The organism is Pseudoalteromonas sp. QJM3NY_22, assembly GCF_056173065.1.
Map to the genome: position 1 here is coordinate 4,108,041 of NZ_CM149655.1, position 17,631 is coordinate 4,125,671.

At 39.8% G+C, this 17,631-nt stretch carries 16 protein-coding genes and 1 riboswitch; of the genes, 9 read left to right on the forward strand and 7 right to left on the reverse strand.

Going from position 1 to position 17,631, the window contains the following annotated elements; translation table 11 throughout:
* Positions 1 to 391: 391 nt before the first annotated feature.
* Both AC0VZ4_RS18980 and AC0VZ4_RS18985 read right to left on the reverse strand, forming a co-directional pair.
* Positions 392 to 1,801 (reverse strand): protein adenylyltransferase SelO, encoded by a 1,410-nt coding sequence (locus tag AC0VZ4_RS18980; RefSeq protein ID WP_096793920.1) that lies wholly within the window; start codon positions 1,799 to 1,801, stop codon positions 392 to 394.
* 8 nt (positions 1,802 to 1,809) lie between these two features.
* On the reverse strand, positions 1,810 to 2,508 hold the full coding sequence (locus AC0VZ4_RS18985) for a DNA-3-methyladenine glycosylase I (protein ID WP_007376225.1): 699 nt from the start codon (positions 2,506 to 2,508) through the stop codon (positions 1,810 to 1,812).
* 192 nt (positions 2,509 to 2,700) lie between these two features.
* Positions 2,701 to 2,901, forward strand: a riboswitch (Lysine riboswitch).
* Positions 2,902 to 3,091: 190 nt separating this feature from the next.
* Between AC0VZ4_RS18985 and dapA the strand changes: the two genes are divergently transcribed.
* From dapA to AC0VZ4_RS19010, 5 genes are all read left to right on the forward strand, one after another.
* Positions 3,092 to 3,976 carry a 4-hydroxy-tetrahydrodipicolinate synthase gene (dapA, locus tag AC0VZ4_RS18990; RefSeq protein ID WP_475440446.1) on the forward strand — a complete coding sequence of 295 codons (885 nt, stop codon included), beginning with the start codon at positions 3,092 to 3,094 and terminating at the stop codon, positions 3,974 to 3,976.
* 15 nt (positions 3,977 to 3,991) lie between these two features.
* Positions 3,992 to 4,732: a 2,3,4,5-tetrahydropyridine-2,6-dicarboxylate N-succinyltransferase gene (locus tag AC0VZ4_RS18995; protein WP_475440447.1), complete on the forward strand. Its 741-nt coding sequence runs from the start codon at positions 3,992 to 3,994 to the stop codon at positions 4,730 to 4,732.
* Positions 4,732 to 5,937, forward strand: coding sequence for a PLP-dependent decarboxylase (locus AC0VZ4_RS19000; protein WP_475440448.1), 1,206 nt, complete (start codon positions 4,732 to 4,734; stop codon positions 5,935 to 5,937). The genes AC0VZ4_RS18995 and AC0VZ4_RS19000 overlap by 1 nt, the downstream gene beginning before the upstream one ends.
* Positions 5,938 to 5,942: 5 nt before the next feature.
* Positions 5,943 to 7,064: a succinylglutamate desuccinylase/aspartoacylase family protein gene (locus AC0VZ4_RS19005; RefSeq protein ID WP_475440449.1), complete on the forward strand. Its 1,122-nt coding sequence runs from the start codon at positions 5,943 to 5,945 to the stop codon at positions 7,062 to 7,064.
* A 378-nt stretch (positions 7,065 to 7,442) separates the two neighbouring features.
* Positions 7,443 to 8,477, forward strand: a complete 1,035-nt coding sequence (locus tag AC0VZ4_RS19010; RefSeq protein WP_008133355.1) for a phospholipase A — start codon at positions 7,443 to 7,445, stop codon at positions 8,475 to 8,477.
* 72 nt (positions 8,478 to 8,549) lie between these two features.
* Here the strand turns inward: AC0VZ4_RS19010 and AC0VZ4_RS19015 are convergent, their stop codons facing one another.
* On the reverse strand, positions 8,550 to 9,443 hold the full coding sequence (locus AC0VZ4_RS19015; RefSeq protein ID WP_007376219.1) for a bifunctional GNAT family N-acetyltransferase/hotdog fold thioesterase: 894 nt from the start codon (positions 9,441 to 9,443) through the stop codon (positions 8,550 to 8,552).
* Between the two features lie 244 nt (positions 9,444 to 9,687).
* Between AC0VZ4_RS19015 and AC0VZ4_RS19020 the strand changes: the two genes are divergently transcribed.
* A complete protein-coding gene (locus AC0VZ4_RS19020; protein ID WP_475440450.1) occupies positions 9,688 to 10,407 on the forward strand; it encodes a spermidine synthase in 720 nt (239 codons plus the stop codon).
* Here AC0VZ4_RS19020 and dtd read toward each other — a convergent pair.
* Both dtd and AC0VZ4_RS19030 read right to left on the reverse strand, forming a co-directional pair.
* Complete coding sequence (dtd, locus tag AC0VZ4_RS19025; protein ID WP_475440451.1) at positions 10,391 to 10,828, reverse strand: D-aminoacyl-tRNA deacylase; 438 nt, start codon at positions 10,826 to 10,828, stop codon at positions 10,391 to 10,393. The two genes, AC0VZ4_RS19020 and dtd, sit on opposite strands and share 17 nt — an antisense overlap.
* Positions 10,829 to 11,734, reverse strand: a complete 906-nt coding sequence (locus tag AC0VZ4_RS19030) for a virulence factor BrkB family protein (protein WP_008133351.1) — start codon at positions 11,732 to 11,734, stop codon at positions 10,829 to 10,831.
* Positions 11,735 to 11,821: 87 nt separating this feature from the next.
* Between AC0VZ4_RS19030 and AC0VZ4_RS19035 the strand changes: the two genes are divergently transcribed.
* The 3 genes from AC0VZ4_RS19035 to AC0VZ4_RS19045 all read left to right on the forward strand — a co-directional run bounded on the left by AC0VZ4_RS19035 (position 11,822) and on the right by AC0VZ4_RS19045 (position 14,502).
* Positions 11,822 to 12,478 carry a DUF2959 domain-containing protein gene (locus AC0VZ4_RS19035; protein ID WP_149605710.1) on the forward strand — a complete coding sequence of 219 codons (657 nt, stop codon included), beginning with the start codon at positions 11,822 to 11,824 and terminating at the stop codon, positions 12,476 to 12,478.
* Positions 12,479 to 12,615: 137 nt separating this feature from the next.
* Positions 12,616 to 13,707 (forward strand): MBL fold metallo-hydrolase, encoded by a 1,092-nt coding sequence (locus tag AC0VZ4_RS19040; RefSeq protein WP_306724478.1) that lies wholly within the window; start codon positions 12,616 to 12,618, stop codon positions 13,705 to 13,707.
* Positions 13,708 to 13,773: 66 nt separating this feature from the next.
* Positions 13,774 to 14,502, forward strand: a complete 729-nt coding sequence (locus AC0VZ4_RS19045) for a CBM9 family sugar-binding protein (protein WP_306724477.1) — start codon at positions 13,774 to 13,776, stop codon at positions 14,500 to 14,502.
* Between the two features lie 92 nt (positions 14,503 to 14,594).
* Here the strand turns inward: AC0VZ4_RS19045 and AC0VZ4_RS19050 are convergent, their stop codons facing one another.
* Both AC0VZ4_RS19050 and typA read right to left on the reverse strand, forming a co-directional pair.
* Positions 14,595 to 15,260 carry a hypothetical protein gene (locus AC0VZ4_RS19050; protein ID WP_306724476.1) on the reverse strand — a complete coding sequence of 222 codons (666 nt, stop codon included), beginning with the start codon at positions 15,258 to 15,260 and terminating at the stop codon, positions 14,595 to 14,597.
* A gap of 181 nt (positions 15,261 to 15,441) precedes the next feature.
* Complete coding sequence (gene typA / locus AC0VZ4_RS19055; protein ID WP_149613662.1) at positions 15,442 to 17,265, reverse strand: translational GTPase TypA; 1,824 nt, start codon at positions 17,263 to 17,265, stop codon at positions 15,442 to 15,444.
* Positions 17,266 to 17,631: the final 366 nt, after the last annotated feature.

Below are 17,631 nucleotides of genomic sequence, written 5' to 3' on the forward strand. Positions count from 1 at the left end.
TTCCCATTTTAACAATTAAAAATTGTAGCTAATCAATACTAGCTCAATCTGTTTTATACAGACTAACCGAACCTTTGTTAATCAATACTTAACGAATAATAAAGTTTATAAATTTTTTAATGATCTATAACGACATCCAACCACCCATTGTAGGTGAAATTAAAAATATTACCTACTCTGCAAATAATTTATAGTTGTGGTTTTTTTATAAATCGATAGCCTGCGATAAAAACAGGAACAATTCAGTTAAATGCACTTTTATACACAGTAAAACTTACTTATCCTTATAAAATGGATGATAACACTAGAATTTATTTTGCTCAATCAATGAACACTTCTAAAAATGAAAAATGAATATTTATAATCATAAACTTACATCTAAAATTAATAGTTAAGTACCGCAAAAAGTACGATACCCCTGATCACTTTTAGGAGGCGTCTGAAAATCGACAAGCTTATTCACTTCATTATAAGGATTGCTCAGTACTTTTAAAAAATCACTTAATAGCGCACTTGACCCCATTTCGCTGTAGTCAGTAATAATTGATTCAATGATGTGATTGCGTGGTATTACTCGAGGGTTCGCTTTTCGCATTACTGTATAACTATTTCCATCAACCCGGCTTTGCCATTTACATGCCCATTGCGCTAATGCTTCAGGAATAAGCGCTTCCTGTTTTAACGACTCAGTTAATGCATCAAAGGTATTGGTGTAATCGAGTTCATGAACTTTTAATAATGTTAACAATTCTGCAACTAATTTTGTATCGTTTTCATCAATACCGACTAAGCCCAACTTTTTTGCCCACATAACCGTAAATTCAGTATTAAACTGTTCAGCAAAGCTATTTATATGTGGCGTCATTAGCGAAACAGCTTGCTCATCATCGTCATGAATTAGTGGTATCAGACTTTCAGCTAAACGGGCACAGTTCCAGTTAGCCATATTCGGCTGGTTACCAAATGCATAGCGGCCTTGTTTATCAATAGAACTAAATACAGTATCAAAATCAAAACTGTTCATCATGGCACATGGGCCGTAATCAATGGTTTCTCCGCTTACTAGCGTATTATCTGTATTCATTACTCCGTGAATAAAACCAACACGCATCCAGCTCACAATTAGCTTAACTTGGTTTTTAATCACTGCGCCTAAAAAGGCTAAATAGCGCTGCGAACCTGTATCAGTTATTTCTGGGTAGTGTCGCTCTATAGCTAAATCGGCTAAATTTTTAAGCCCTTCAACATCGCCTTGCGTCGCTAAATATTGAAATGAACCAACACGAATATGGCTCGTTGCTACGCGAGTAACGATAGCCCCTGCTTGTGGCGGATTACGGTAAACCGTTTCGCCACTGCCAACAACCGCTAAGCAGCGTGTGGTTTTAACTCCCAGCGCATGCATTGCCTCGCTCATTACGTATTCACGAATAGCAGGACCAAGTGCACAACGCCCATCCCCTCCTCTTGAGTAAGGAGTAGCACCAGAGCCTTTTAATTGAATATCCCACAACTGGTTTTTATCATCATTAATAGCGCCCAGTAAATGCGCTCGCCCATCGCCTAAACGTGGTGAAAAATGTCCAAATTGGTGCCCAGAGTAACCAAGTGCTACTGCAGGAATTGCCTGTTTATCGTTGCCGCTAAAAGTGCTGGCACGCAAATCAGCCGCAACGTTAATATTAAACTCTTTTGCTAAGCTCTCGTTCCACAGCAATAACTGAGGAGAGGCGACACTTGCAGGGAAATCTTCAATCGCGAAGTTTTCCGCAATGTCTGTGTATCTTGGCACTAATTTCATGGTAATTCCTATTGTTGCTGACTTATACCAACACGGTTGTCACCTACGCCATAAGCAACAATTAAGCTCAACTCTTGCATACTTAAGCCACTTTGCTTTTGCATTTCATTAAAAAAGGCTTGGGCTGCATTCAGTGACTTTTTAGTTTGTAAGCCGCCGTCTATAATTTTATGCGCACGCAAATAATTCTCTACATCGCGTGATAATAAAAAAGTATCTTTACCAAGTGCTCGCAATGCATAAGGGCCAGTATTTCCGCCTAAACGCGAACCATGCTTTTTTAAATACGCCCATAAACCAATAATATCGTCTGTTGGCCAATTAGCGATAAACTGGCTAAAACTGCCATGCTCCCCTGCTATCTCGTGGATCATGTAAGCATTTTCGGTAATTGTTTTTACTTTTTTATAGTTACGAACAATACGCTCATCCGTAGCTTTTTGTTCCAGCATATCGGGTGGCATCATTAATAACTTATCAACGCTAAAATCCCAAAAAACCTCTCTAAAGCCCGGCCACTTATTATTAATGACTGACCAATAAAAACCGCTTTGAAATACTTTTCGAGTAAATTCTTCAAGCCAATCGTCGTCACTTAACGTGCTTAGTTGTTTTTTAGATAGCGGTTTTGCAAGTAATAACTTAAGCATTTTTTCAGAGCCTTTTCGCTCTACCGCTCGCTTATAAATATCGCTAAATTTTTCCATACTAATTAAATACCTCACTATTTATATTGCTAGTGTACGAGAAAAGCACCCAATACGTAACCACTCCCATTATGGATGAATGAATATGCATTTAGTCGCTTGACACCTAGACGGCTAAAATGCTTTAATCGCCGTAATTACCCTATTTAAATTGCACAGGTTTGTAAGTTTTTACTCTACAAACAGGTGCAAAGGGCTAGAAGAGGTGCGTTATTCAGGTAGCGTATGTTAGGAGCGCAAACTCCAGTGAGCATACGTGAGGGGAATTAACGCCGAGAAGTAATCACTTTTGCGAGGTGTTTATTTCGGGCGACTAGGTTGAACCCTAGCGACTGTCACCAATAGCTGCTTATAAAAAGCAGCTTATTAGTTTGGTGGAGAGCTTCTGGTCTTAAATATTAAGGCCGTGCGCCCTATTATTTTAAGCCCATTCGCTCTTCGAATTATTAGTTCGAACGACGTTAATGCGGCTCCTTCCATAAAGCTTTTTAACTCTTCGAATAATACCAATTGCATTAAATTAGTTATCGATAAAATGATCACGTTTTTAATAAAATTGGTACAAATTATAAGTTCGTGAGAGATGATCAACAACTTCAATTTAAACGACTACTCATTGTGGACCGCGCTCGTAACGCCATTTGATCAACACAGCGATGTTGACTACAACACGTTAACTAAACTGGTTAGGGATCAAGAAGCGGCGCATAATGGCATTTTGCTACTTGGCAGTACAGGCGAAGGTTTAGCGCTAACGCAAAAAGAGCAACAAGCCATTGTTGAACACGTATGCCAGCTAAAACCAGCAGTACCACTCATGGTAGCTGTTGGCGGTAGTAACTTAAAGCAACAAATTGAGTGGGTTAACTACTGTAATACATTGCCAATTCATAGCTTTTTACTTGGTTCACCGCTTTATGCAAAGCCCGGCGCTATAGGTCAAACTCATTGGTTTGAAAGCCTACTTAATGCAAGCGATCACCCGTGTATGCTTTATAACGTACCGGGACGAAGTGCTGTTAGCATCCCAGCGGCAACTATTCAAAACTTAAAAAACAATAAAAATTTATGGGCGTTAAAAGAAGCGAGCGGCAGTATTGCTCAGTTTGAAGCTTACCGCCAAGCGGCCCCTAATTTAGCTATTTTTAGTGGCGACGATGCGCTAATGCCTTATTTTGCACAAGCCGGTGCAAAAGGATTAGTGTCGGTAGCTGCAAACGCATGGCCTGAACAAACTCACGAGTTTGTTAAACGCAGCTTAAGTGGTCAACACCCTAATTTATTTGCCCAATGGTCAAGCGCTATTAATAGCCTATTTGCTGTCGCAAACCCTATTCCCGTAAAGGTACTGATGCATTTGCAAGGCCGCTTAAGCAGCCCGCAACTTCGTCCACCTTTAACACACCTTGAGTTAACTCAAACCGATTGCATCACAACTGCAAACAACACCATTTTATCTTGGCATTAAATACAGGTTTTTATAATGAGCTGGTTAGAACTATTAAATAATTTAGAATCGGGCGCTGTACGCGCAGCATCACAAAACGAAAGCGGCCAATGGCAAGCTAACATAGAAGTAAAAAAAGGTATTTTAGAAGCCTTTAAAAATGGCACTAATACTGAGTTTGCAGGTGGTTTTGTTGATAAAAATAACTTAGCTCCGCAAGAATTTAGTACTGAAGATGGCGTGCGAATGGTGCCGGGTGGCTCAAGTGTTCGCCGTGGTGCTTATGTGGCTAAAGGCACGATTATTATGCCACCAGCGTATGTAAACATTGGTGCATATATCGACGAAGGCACAATGGTAGATAGCCACGCATTAGTTGGCTCGTGTGCACAAGTAGGTAAAAACGTACATTTAAGTGCTGCAGTTCAGCTTGGTGGTGTACTTGAGCCAATTGGTGCAAGCCCAGTAGTGGTTGAAGACGACGCCTTTATTGGTGCGGGCTGCATTATTGTTGAAGGCGTAGTCATTAAAAAAGGCGCAGTACTTGCCCCTGGCGTGCGTTTATCAGCAACTATTCCAGTATACGATTGCGTAAACGAGCGCCAACTTGATAAAGGCGAGCCAATCCCAGAATATGCCATTGTAATACCGGGCTCTCGCCCTGCGTCAAACGAATGGGCGCGCGAACAAGGCCTAAGCATGTCGTGTGCGTTAATAGTTAAATACCGCGACGAGAAAAGCGATGCATCATTATTACTTGAAGAGGTTTTACGATAATGATCTTTTTGAGCACGCCTATCAAAACCGCTGTAAATACTATTACACAACAACTTGATACACCTTTTTTTGTTTACGACCTAGATCAACTAAACGCGCATCTTGCGCGTTTAGTTGCGCAAACCGATGTAAAACTGTGGTACGCGGTAAAAGCAAACCCACTGTCTAAAATTATTCAAAGCTTAGACAGTGCTGGCTTTAATTTTGACGTAGCAAGTAAAGGTGAGCTTGGGCAAGTACTCGCTCAAGGTATTAGCTCACAGCGCGTGCTCAACACAGGGCCTGCAAAAAGCCCTAAACAAATAAAACACTTTATTGAGCGCGGCGTGCGTATATTCGTAGCAGAAAGCCTCAATCAAGTACGTTGGTTAAACCAACAAGCACAACTACAAAACACACAGTTACAAGTATTACTGCGTGTACAATTACGCTGGCCTGAAGGTGAAAAAAACCCACTGGGCGGCGATAGCCTTACACCATTTGGTTTGGGCTGTGATGAGTGGCAAGCACTCAATGTAACCAACTACCCTGCACTTAAGTTTGACGGCCTGCATATTTTTCAGTGGGGCAACATGCTTAGCACGCAAAAACTAAGCGATTTGTGGTCACAAATGATTGCACCACTTAGTCAACTTGCCAGCGATTTAAATATTAGCCTTAAAATTCTCGATTTAGGCGGCGGCTTAGGTATTCCTTATACACAAAATGAAGCAACGCTTGATTGGGATGACTTAATTGCTGCGCTCGCTAAAATTAAAAATGATGCGGGTGTAGAAGAATTATGGATGGAACTTGGTCGCTATGCCGTGGGCGAATGCGGTCATTACGCAAACCCAGTAGTAGAGCGCAAACAAAACTATAATCAAGAACAAGTAATTTTAAGCGGCGGTATTAATCACTTATTACGCCCTGCTGTTACCAGTCAAGATTTTCCTGCTGCATTACTGCGTGAATCCAGTGCTAAAACTCAAGCGGTCACTTTATACGGCCCGCTTTGTACAGCGCTTGATTGCTTGGGTGAACATAACCTGCCAAGCGATTTAAATGAGCACGACTGGCTAGTGTTTAGCCAATGCGGTGCTTACGGCTTTACCGAAAGTATGCCGTATTTTTTATGCCATGAGCTAGCTGGCGAGTACACATTGCAAAACGGTACACTTACCTGCGTTCGCCAAGCCGAAAATGCCAGCCACTATTTAAGGTAATAAGCATGAGTAATACAACACACATCAGCCAAGAGAACATTGTAGTAGGGGAAGTTGCAAACGGCTTACCGCTTACAATTCCTGTGTATCGTTTAAAAGGCGATGGTACAGGGCCTAGTGTTTACATTCAGGCCAATATGCATGGCGCTGAAGTGCAAGGTAACGCAGTTATTTTTCAGCTGCTGGAGCAATTAAAACACCTTAACCTTAATGGCGATATTACCCTTGTACCTTATGCAAATCCGATTGGTTGTAATCAAAAATCTGGCGAGTTTACCCTTGGCAGGTTCGATCCGATTACGGGCACTAATTGGAATCGCATGTATCATTACAATAAAAATTTAGTGACACAGTTTGCGCAAAATCATACTCAGTATGATAACGCTACATTAAAAAGTAACTTCAAACAGGCGCTTATTGACGAAGTAGACAGCAAACTTAACGGCCCTGCTTATTTACTCAATACGGGTAAACGCATTGCGCTTAACTTACAAAAACTCGCTCATCAGGCTGATATAGTACTCGATTTACACACTGGTCCTATTTCCAGCAAGCATTTGTACTGCCCAACCTATGCAACCGACAGCGCACGTTACTTTAATATTGAACATGTACTGCTTATCCCCAGTGATTTTGACGGCGCTATGGATGAAGCTAACTTTTGCCCATGGTGGCATTTAAGTGATGCACTTAGCGAGCAAGGTCGTGAATTATCAATACCTGTAGAAGCATTTACGGTAGAGCTAGGCAGCCAAGAAAAAATAGACTTAAAAGAAGCACTAAACGATTCAAACAGCATTTTAAGTTACTTAAATCACAAAGGCGTATTACAAAACGCACCGCATACGCCAGCTAACATCACTCGCTATGCATGTAATTTAGATGACTACTTTGCTTATTACGCCCCTATTGGCGGTATGGTTGAATACATAGCACCTCTTGGCGGGCACATTAAAGCCGGTGAGCCTATTGCACATATTTTACGCATGGAGCGCTACTTAAGCGAGCAGCCACTGCAAATACTCACTCTTGATTGCGATGCAATTGCTATTTTGCACTTTGCCTCAGCGAGTGTTAACCAAGGTACCGAACTTTATAAGTTTTTTACTAACATATTCGAGCTTTAGCTCACCCTTCTCATTGCGTGAGAGTAATACCAATTGCATTAAATTAGTGATCTATTATAGCGATAAGGAAATAGCTTAATAACAAGGCTAAAATTATGGTACATAGTTGTTCTATATAAATAATTTTTAACGTAGTTAGTGAGTTATTTAATACGCTAGAATGATCATGTTTTTAATAAAATTGGTATAAATTAACTAAAGTAGTTAATTTGCATTAGAAAGCGGCCCAGGCCGCTTTTCTTTTGATCTGTGTTTATCTCAAATACGTATAATACGAAGTATAAGAAAAAATTCAGTAAAAGTTCACCGTTACATATGTAAAAAGACGTTATAATTAAATTAACGCATACAATAACTTAAACTCACAAAGGAACTACAATGAGCTGGCGCCACTGGATCACACTTTCTGCCTTAATAAGTACAGCTACCTTAGCACAAGAAGAGGTTGCTACAAACGAGCAAGACAACGAAATAAACCTTGTAAAACAGTGTATTTTAAACGAAGTTATTGGTGGAGACGGTAAACAAACTCTAGACGATCTTCGTAAAAAATGCTCGGCTCTTGAAGAAAACAAACAACTTACCGCGCTTGATAAACGCCAAGCACGTGAAGAAGTGGGTAAAAAAAATCGTAATGTTATTACGCCACATAAACGTAATTATATTTTACCTCTTTCGTACGTCTCACATCCTAACAGTCGTCCTTTTGATGGCTTTGATGAATTAACGGATGAAGAAGATGGCGAACCGCTCGACAACTTAGAGGCAAAGTACCAGCTTTCCATTAAAGTACCTTTGTACGATGATTTTTCAGATGAAGACCAAGCATTATTTTTTGGTTTTACGCTGCAATCATATTGGCAAATATATAATTCAGAAATCTCCTCACCATTTCGTGAAACGAACTACGAACCTGAAGTTTTTTGGATAAACTACCTAGATCCAGAAAATGTACTTTGGGGCGATGAAATGGCAATTGTTTTAGGTATTTCACATCAGTCAAATGGTCGTAGCCAGCCCAACTCACGCTCATGGAACCGTATTTACGCTGATTTCATTTGGGAAAATGAAGGGTTTGTTTTTAGTTTTAAACCTTGGTATCGCATAGCCGAGGACGAAAAAGACAACGTTTTAGAAGCTAAAGGCGACGATAATCCAGACATATACAAATACATGGGCTATTTTGAATTTAGCGGTGCATACCGTCTTAACGATCATGAATTTAGCTTTATGTCGCGTAATAACTTAAATTCAGACAATCGTGGTGCTATTCAGCTTGACTGGTCATTTCCATTATGGGGCCGAGTTCGTGGTTATGCACAATACTTCAATGGTTATGGCGAAAGCTTAATTGACTATAATGCCGATATAGAACGTATTGGTGTAGGTATATTATTAACCGATCTGCTGTAATACTTCCCTAAGTTTTACGCATTAAAAAGCCAAGCATTGCTTGGCTTTTTAGTGTTTTGAACAACTAAACAGTTATTTTTTTACTACAAACTGCCCTTCAAACTCCGCAACTATATTATCACCATCATAAATAGTAACAGGCACAACATAGCTTGCTTTACCTTCGGTTTCTAAATCGCTCAACTTACCTTTGCAGGCTTGCAAATCTACACACCCTCGTGGGTCGGTAGTAAGCGGCTTTAAGTACTTAATGTTAGCATCGGCTAATACAATATTACCTTCAAGCCCAGCTTCTTTAAGTGCTAAGTACGTAGCGCCCCAACCTGTTAGCGTGGCCAAGCTATAAATAGAACCTGCAAACATAGTGTTATGGAGGTTTAAGTTAGCGTCTAGGTCGGCGCTGGTTGTAAATTGCCAATCGGTATAGCTTTCTACCTTAATGCCCATCGCGTCACTAATTGGAATAGACTCCCGCCACGTATTTTGTAGTACCTGCGTCCAATTAGGGTGACGAAACCAACCTGGCTCACACGGCTTTTGCTTTACCATTTTAAAATGCTGTACATCGCCATACGCTAAATGTGCTTTTTCTTTTAATTCGTAACCGTGGCGTTTATAAAACTCAAGCGCACGTTCGCGAGCAAATAAAACCAGTTCATCAGCATTTTGCGTCCATGCTATTTTTTCAAGCTCATGTAATAAACGACTACCAATATGTTGATTACGATTCCCTTCAGCAACGGCCATGTAACGCACTTGTGCCTGTTCATGATTGTTAAAGTGCAAACGTGCTACGCCTAGCACTTCACCTTCTTTATTTTTTATAAACCGATGCTCAGAATCTTGCTCCATATCATCTTGCTCAGAGCCACGTGGCTCGCCCCAAGGCGCGCGTAATACCTGCCAGCGCAATTGGTAATACGCTTGCCAATCTTCGCTACTTTGTGGGGTGCTTACCTGAAACATACATACTCCTGTTGTTATATAAGCCGTAAATAAAAATCAAAAAGGCTACGGCGCTATACTAATCATATTGATTATCTACCAAACTAAAAAGCTTAAATAATTAAGTCCGTTGGTATTATTTATGGCAAATACCATACTCCATCTTAAAAAAACTGCAAATACGACTTTGGTGATGGCCATAAAATATCTAAAAATTAATAACACAAGGCATTGCCATTTAACGGTGCTAGTTTATGCTGAGAATATGATAGAAAAAATCAGTTATATAAATTCGCTGACGGGCTTGCTGGACGATCAATTTATTGAGAATAGCCACAGCATTGGTCAGTTAATCTATTGGCATAAATGCAGTGGCGATCACATTCAGATACGTGGTCATGAGCAGTTGCGCTGGTTACTCATTAACGACACACTTCAATCTGTTATTGATTTAAATGACCCGAGTTTATTACTTTTTCCACATTTATTGTGCTTAGGTAAGCACTGGCAAGCTCTTAGCGCGCCAAAAAAGGTGCTAGAACTTGGCCTTGGCGGCGGTGCAATTCGTAATTATTTACAACACAAATACCCCAAAGCACACATAACATCCGTTGAAAAAAACGCTGATATTATTGATTGCTATACCCAGTTTTTTTCGTCAAATAAGAATGAGCAACTGCTGTGCGCCGATGCACAACAGATTTTAAAAAGTGTGCAAAATATTGACTGGATTATCTTAGATTTATTTAGCCAAATAGACGCACCTCGATTTTTATTTGAAGAGGCATTTTATAAAAAAATCTACTCGGCTTTAAATAACAACGGCGTGCTATTTATTAACTTTTTATCGCAGCATGAGTCGCAATTAAAGCAACTTCAGCAGCTATTACTCGATGTATTTGGTTGTAATGTTAGCCCGCAAAAAATTACGGGCTACGTGAATCATATTGTCGTGGTAACCAAAAAACTTAAACAGATAAGTTAAACGTAACGGGTCCATCGTTACACAAGCTTACTTGCATATCGGCACCAAACTCACCTGAGGCTATTGTAAGCCCCAACTCTTTAGCTTGAGCAACAAAGTACTCGTAAAGCTCATTAGCTTGGCTTGGCGTTGCCGCAGATGAAAAACTAGGGCGCATACCCTTTTTAATATCAGCCGCTAAGGTAAATTGCGAAACCACGAGTAATTCACCTTTAATATCTTTGAGGCTTAAGTTCATTTTGTCGTTTTCGTCAGTAAAAATACGATAGTTACTTACTTTGTGTAAAAGCTTATCGGCCGTTTGCGTATCGTCGTGTTTTTCAACACCCAGCAACAACAATATACCTTGGCTAATTTCGCCTACAACTTGATTATTAATTTCTACCTTGGCATGCTTTACGCGCTGTATTAACCCTTGCATTTAAACTGTGTCCTTTACTGTTGGCTTGTCATCTTCAAACTCAATTTCTGGTGTTTCTGGTATTTCATCTGGGCTAATACATGCTGTAAATTCAGCGCCAAGCAAAACAACAACCCACGATAAATACACCCAAACAAACAAAATAGGAATCGTCGCCACTGCGCCGTAAATCACTTCGTATGAAGGAAAATGGCTAATATAAAGTGCAAACCCTTTTTTAGTTAGCTCAAATAAAAGTGCCGCAAATAATGCTCCCGGTATCGCCGCTTTAAACGATACGCGCGTATTAGGCACTAAGGTGTAGAGCATAATAAAGCCCACCATCGAAATACCATACGGCAATAGCTTTAACAAAAACCCGCTAAACCCAGGAATACCCTGATCAGCAAACGATACCAAAGATACAATATAAGAGGTAACACCAATGCTGGCACCAAGTAACATGGGCCCTAAGCTCAAAACCATCCAATATACTGCAAAGGAAATCATCATCGGACGCTTTTTCTTTATTCGCCAAATGCGGTTTAGCGTGGCATCCACATTACGTATTAGCAACAATGCAATTGCAGCTAAAAAACCAATACCTACTGCGGTCATTTGGTTTGCGTTACCGGCAAAAGAGCTAATGTGCTCTCTAATAACATCGGTAGAAGTAGGCACAAAGTTAGTAAACAAAAAGCTCTCAATCTCCATACGAGTGGATTCAAAACCTGGAAAAGCCGAAAATATAGCAACACCCACTGCAATAAGCGGTATCAAAGAAAGTAACGTAACATAGGCCAAATAGCCGGCATTAACCGTTATTTGATCATCTATACAGCGATTAAAATACTGCATCCACCAACTTGGCTGCTGGCGTATAAAGGTCTTAACTTGCTGTTTGTAATTGGAGAGCTTATCATTCATACAATTGACTTGTGCTTATGTGGTTTTGATTATAATAACAATCAGCGCCATAATTTACAGCACTAACACGCGTAAACAGGAATTCAGATGAAAAAACAAACATTACTTAGTGTTTCAATGCTTGTACTAACACTTACTTTGTCAGGTTGCCAAACAGCTTATTACTCTGCAATGGAAAAAGTAGGTATTCACAAACGCGACATCCTTATCGACCGCGTAGAAGAAACCAAAGACTCGCAGCAAGAGTCTCAAGAAGAATTTAAATCTGCACTAGAGCGCTTAACTACTCTAATCGATTTTAATGGTGGCGAACTACAAGACACTTACAATCAATTAAACGACGATTACGAGTCTAGCTTAAAAGCCGCAAACGAAGTATCAACTAACATCAATAAAGTAGAAGACGTAGCAGAAGCACTTTTTGATGAGTGGAGCGATGAGCTAGAGCAATACAAAAGTGCATCACTTAAGCGTGAAAGCAGCAAAAAGCTAACCGCGACTAAGCGTCAATTTGAACAGCTATTACGCTCGATGCGCAGCGCAGAGAGTAAAATGGAGCCAGTATTAACGTCGCTTCACGATAATGTTTTATATTTAAAGCATAACTTAAACGCACAAGCGGTATCGGCTATTAAAGGCGAATTCACTAACCTTAAACGCGACATACAAGTGTTAATGAATGACATGAACAAATCGATTGCCGATTCAAACAAATTTATTGAACAAATGAATAACGCAGGCTAACTAATATATTACAAACAAAAATAAGCCTGCAATTTCGCAGGCTTATTTATTGTTACTTTTTGTTACTTTTTAACCACTTATTAATCTAACGTTTTTGGTACACTTTCATAAAATTAGAATTAAAATAAAAAGCTACAATGAAAATAAGTACCTTAACTCTTTTAGCTATCTCTAGCTTACTAACCGCTTGCGGAACTGCTAATCACATAGAAAGAATCGCAGGGCCTGATTCTGTAGTACCACTACATAAAGATGGTGAGCGCGAAGGGCGCTACCATAATCTATACCCAGGCAAAAAAACGTACCCTATTACTTGTGAAAATGACTGCTATCCAAGCAACACTCATTTGCAATGTGAAGAAGGAAGTGAAAACTGCCAATATATTGCTGGGCAAGTAACTCCAAAATTAAATACCGGATACACTGTTCGCTGGCTTGGCCATGCAGGGTTTATGATCAGCACACCAAACGGGCAGCAAGTGGTGTTTGATCCTGTAAAAGAGCAGTTCGACTCCCCTGTTGATTTAGCCTTTAAACTTGCCTCAGGGTTTTATCGTAAGCCCGGTGACTGGCTAACTAACAGCGAACTAACTAATTTAGATGCCGTTATATATTCTCACCTTCATTATGATCATTTTAATAAAGCAGATATAGCAGAAATAGGTAACAAACCACGCTACTTAACGCCACTGGGAATGGCTGATAACTTCCCAACAGGTGGATTTAACATTAGCGAAATGGCCTGGTATGCAAAAACGAGTATTGACGATTTAGCAATTCATGGCGTACCTGCACATCACTTTAGCAGTCGTATTTCAGTGCCTTTTATTTACGAAGATCACGATAAAGACCTATGGAATGGCTGGTTACTTGAACAAAACGGTAGCACTTTATTTTTTGCAGGCGATACAGGCTACTCAAAACATTTTAAAGACATACAGCAAAAATACGGCGATATCGATATTTGCTTAATGCCAATCGCTTCTTACTACAGTAAAGACGATCCTAACTGGTACCGTTACGTGCATACCACACCTGAAGATGCACTAAGCGCAGCACAAGAGCTTAATTGTAGAGTAATGATACCGTGGGGGTACGGTAACTCAAGTTGGAAAATGGGCGACCACAGCAGTCATTCAGCCTTGCTGCGCTTATTGCACATGGTTAAAAAAATGGATGCTAAAACACCGCTGTATATTTTAAACGAAGGCGAAAGTATTTCACTGTAACTAATCACTTAGCTACTTTAAGATGGTGTTACATCAATAAAAATACATAATAAGATTGAGAAATTAATGAAAAAATTAGCACTCGCCTTAAGCTTTTTATTAAGCACGCCAGCAATGGCTATTGATGTTGAACATACATCAACTCCAATTACTATTGATGGCGTATCAGAAGATGCGTGGAATAAAGCCACTTGGCACGACATGCCTTATCTAATGGATGGCACACTACCATCAAACGATGCCGACTTTAAAGGGCGTTATCGCTTACTGTGGGATCAAAACTATTTATACCTACAAGCCGATATTGTGGATGATGTTTTAATAGATACACACGCTGATCCAACGTATAAATATTGGGATGACGATGCGCTTGAAGTATTTATTGATAGCGATGCATCCGGTGGAAACCACCAATTTAATCACACCGCTTTGGCGTACCATATTGGCCTTGATAACCAAGCCGCCGATTACGGACCTGATAAACAAGCCCATTTGTATACCGACCACCTAGTGAGTAACTGGAAGCGCAACACCACCGCACCTTTTAACATTACGTGGGAAGTAGCAATAAAACTCTATCCTAATGATTATAAAGAAGGAGCTAATAACATCCCACTTACACTTAGCGAAAAACAAGTCATTGGCTTTATGTTAGCGTATTGCGATAACGATGGCAGTGACGTGCGCGAGCACTTTATGGGCTCACACGAAGTACAGCCAGTAAACGGCGACAGAAATCGTGGTTTTATAGATGCAGACGTATTTGGCAAAATCACCCTACTCCCTAAAAAGTAAGTAACTACCAATAAAATAATTGAACACGTAGGTTGGGTTGAGCGCAGCGAAACCCAACGAAAAAATTACCTATCAAAGAATAACTTTATTTATTATTTTAATTGATTACGCAAAGAAATTTCCTTAATAAGTTCTGGAAGTTGTTTGGCTAATTTATGAATTTGCTTTAAATGAGCTGAAATTATTTCTCGTTTTTCTTCATTATAACCACCACCTATAATCGATTTACCGGACTTAAGTACTAAAGAAGAAAATACCATTTCAGAAGCATGACTATAACCATTATAAAAGTCTTTAGCTTGTTTGAGCCAACCTTTTCCCGATGTAACGCCTAACACGCTTGCATTTCTTACTACTAAATCAATTGATAAGTGCGCTTTAGTGAAGGCATCTTTATTTAAATAGCCAGAATAAAAATCTATTTCTTTTTGTTGTTTACCACGACCAACTTTTAACCTTACTGGGGATGAAAGCAAGATAGACATACAGAGAGATTCATAAGATATTCTCATAGTATTACCAGCGGCATTAATATGACCTTCGGCTAATAATCTCAATGAAGTAACCGAAGTCTCTAAAGACAAGAATAGATATTCTTGAACCCACTTAAATTTAGGGTTCTCATTTGTAAGTATGAAATTTTTGAAAGCGGTCTCACAAGTATTTAAATGTTTCAAAATCTGAATTACGTCAATCTCAAAATCAGATTTAAAACCTGCAATAGTTCTATCACCTAAAATTATTTCATCAAATTCCATAATAACTCCCATAGCAATTTAGCAGTGTATTCTTAGAAATAATACTTTGTTTCTAAAAGCGACTCTAGCCTTGCCGTAAATAGTTGCCTTGACTTTAAAGCTTCTCTTTGTCACAAACACAAAAAAGCCGCTGTATTTTGCAATACAGCGGCTTTTAAAATCATAATTCTAAATTAATAGGTTATGCTTTAGGTGCACGACCCGCACGTTTACGTTCGTTTTCTGTAAGGTGTTTCTTACGGATACGAATGTTTAGTGGAGTTACTTCAACTAGCTCGTCATCATCGATGAACTCAAGCGCTTGCTCAAGTGAGTAGTTAAGGTGTGGAGAAAGCGTTTGCGCTTCATCAGTACCAGATGCACGCACGTTAGTTAACTGCTTACCTTTAAGGGCGTTAACTGTAAGGTCGTTATCACGGTTATGAATACCGATAACCATACCTTCGTATACTTCAACACCGTGACCGATGAATAAACGGCCGCGCTCTTGTAAGTTGAATAATGCGTTAGTAAGTGCTTTACCCGTTGCGTTTGCAATCATTACGCCGTTCTTACGAACACCGATGTCGCCACCTTTGTGAGGACCGTAATGATCGAACGTATGGTACATAAGACCAGAACCCGAAGTAAGCGTCATGAAATCAGTTTGGAAACCAATTAAACCACGGCTAGGGATCATGAAGTCTAAACGCATACGGCCTTTGCCATCTGGAGTCATGTTAGTAAGTTCACCTTTACGTAGGCCAACTTGTTCCATAACAGAACCTTGATGCTCGTCTTGACAGTCAATAGTCACTGTTTCAAACGGTTCTTCTAGAACGCCATCTACAGTACGTAAGATAACTTCTGGACGAGAAACTGAAAGCTCGTAACCTTCACGACGCATGTTTTCGATTAAGATACCTAGGTGTAATTCACCACGACCAGAAACACGGAAGCTATCTGGGCTAGCAGTATCTTCAACGCGAAGTGCTACGTTGTGTACTAATTCTTTGTCTAAACGCTCACGGATATTACGTGACGTTACAAACTTACCTTCTTTACCACAGAAAGGTGAGTTATTTACAGAGAATGTCATTGTTACAGTTGGCTCATCAACACTTAGTGGTGGTAATGCTTCAACGTTTCCTGGGAAACAAACTGTGTCAGAAATCTTAAGCTCACCAATACCTGTTACAGTTACGATGTTACCAGCGTAAGCTCTATCAGTTTCGATACGTTCAAGACCTAGGTAGCTTTGTACTGCGCCAATTTTACCATTACGTGTAGTGCCATCAGCACTGATAATAGTAACTTGTTGGTTAGGAGCAACAGAACCACGTTTAATACGACCAATACCAACTACACCAACATAAGAGTTGTAATCTAGTTGAGAAATTTGCATTTGGAAGTCACCTTCAGGATCTGCATCCGGTGGTGATACTTCTTCAACGATCATCTTGAACATAGGTTCCATGTTGTCTGATGGTTCGTCTAAATCTAGTGTTGCCCAACCGTTGATTGCTGAAGCGTAGATTACTTTAAAATCTAACTGTTCGTCAGTCGCGCCAAGGTTGTCGAATAAATCAAAGATTTGATCCATAACCCAATCTGGACGAGCGCCTGGCTTATCAATTTTATTGATAACTACAATTGGCTTTAAGCCTTGCGCGAATGCCTTTTGCGTAACGAAACGCGTTTGCGGCATTGGACCTTCTTGAGCATCAACAAGTAATAATACTGAGTCAGCCATCGAAAGTACGCGTTCAACTTCACCACCGAAATCGGCGTGTCCCGGGGTATCTACGATATTGATATGGTAGTCGTTCCAAGAGATGGCTGTGTTTTTAGCCAAAATGGTAATACCACGTTCTTTCTCAATGTCGTTTGAGTCCATCACGCGCTCTTCGTTACCGCCGCGTGTTTCTAATGTACCTGATTGCTCAAGTAGTTTGTCAACCAGTGTTGTTTTACCGTGGTCAACGTGCGCGATAATCGCTATATTTCTTAACTGTTCGATGCTCATATATTTACTCAGAGAAATTAAATTCTCATTGATCCTGCAAGATCTACGCACTCATCCACGCTTTCGCGAGATGTCCCAGCATAGGATTTAAAAGGGCGCATATTATCCCTCATTAATGACATGGATGAAAGTTTATCCAATACAAATTTGAAAACTTTCTCAATACTTTTACTAAGTATCTGTTTTATATATGACAATTATATGAATTAAATTTCGATATTTTTTCGAAAAACAGCCATTTTGGCTATTTTGCTGATCTTTTTGGTACTCTTTTGCATTTAGTTTATGCTAATTTTAAGCGATTAAATTATCAGCAAATTGCACCGCGTAAATATTGCACCAAAAGGGATATTTTACGCACCAAAT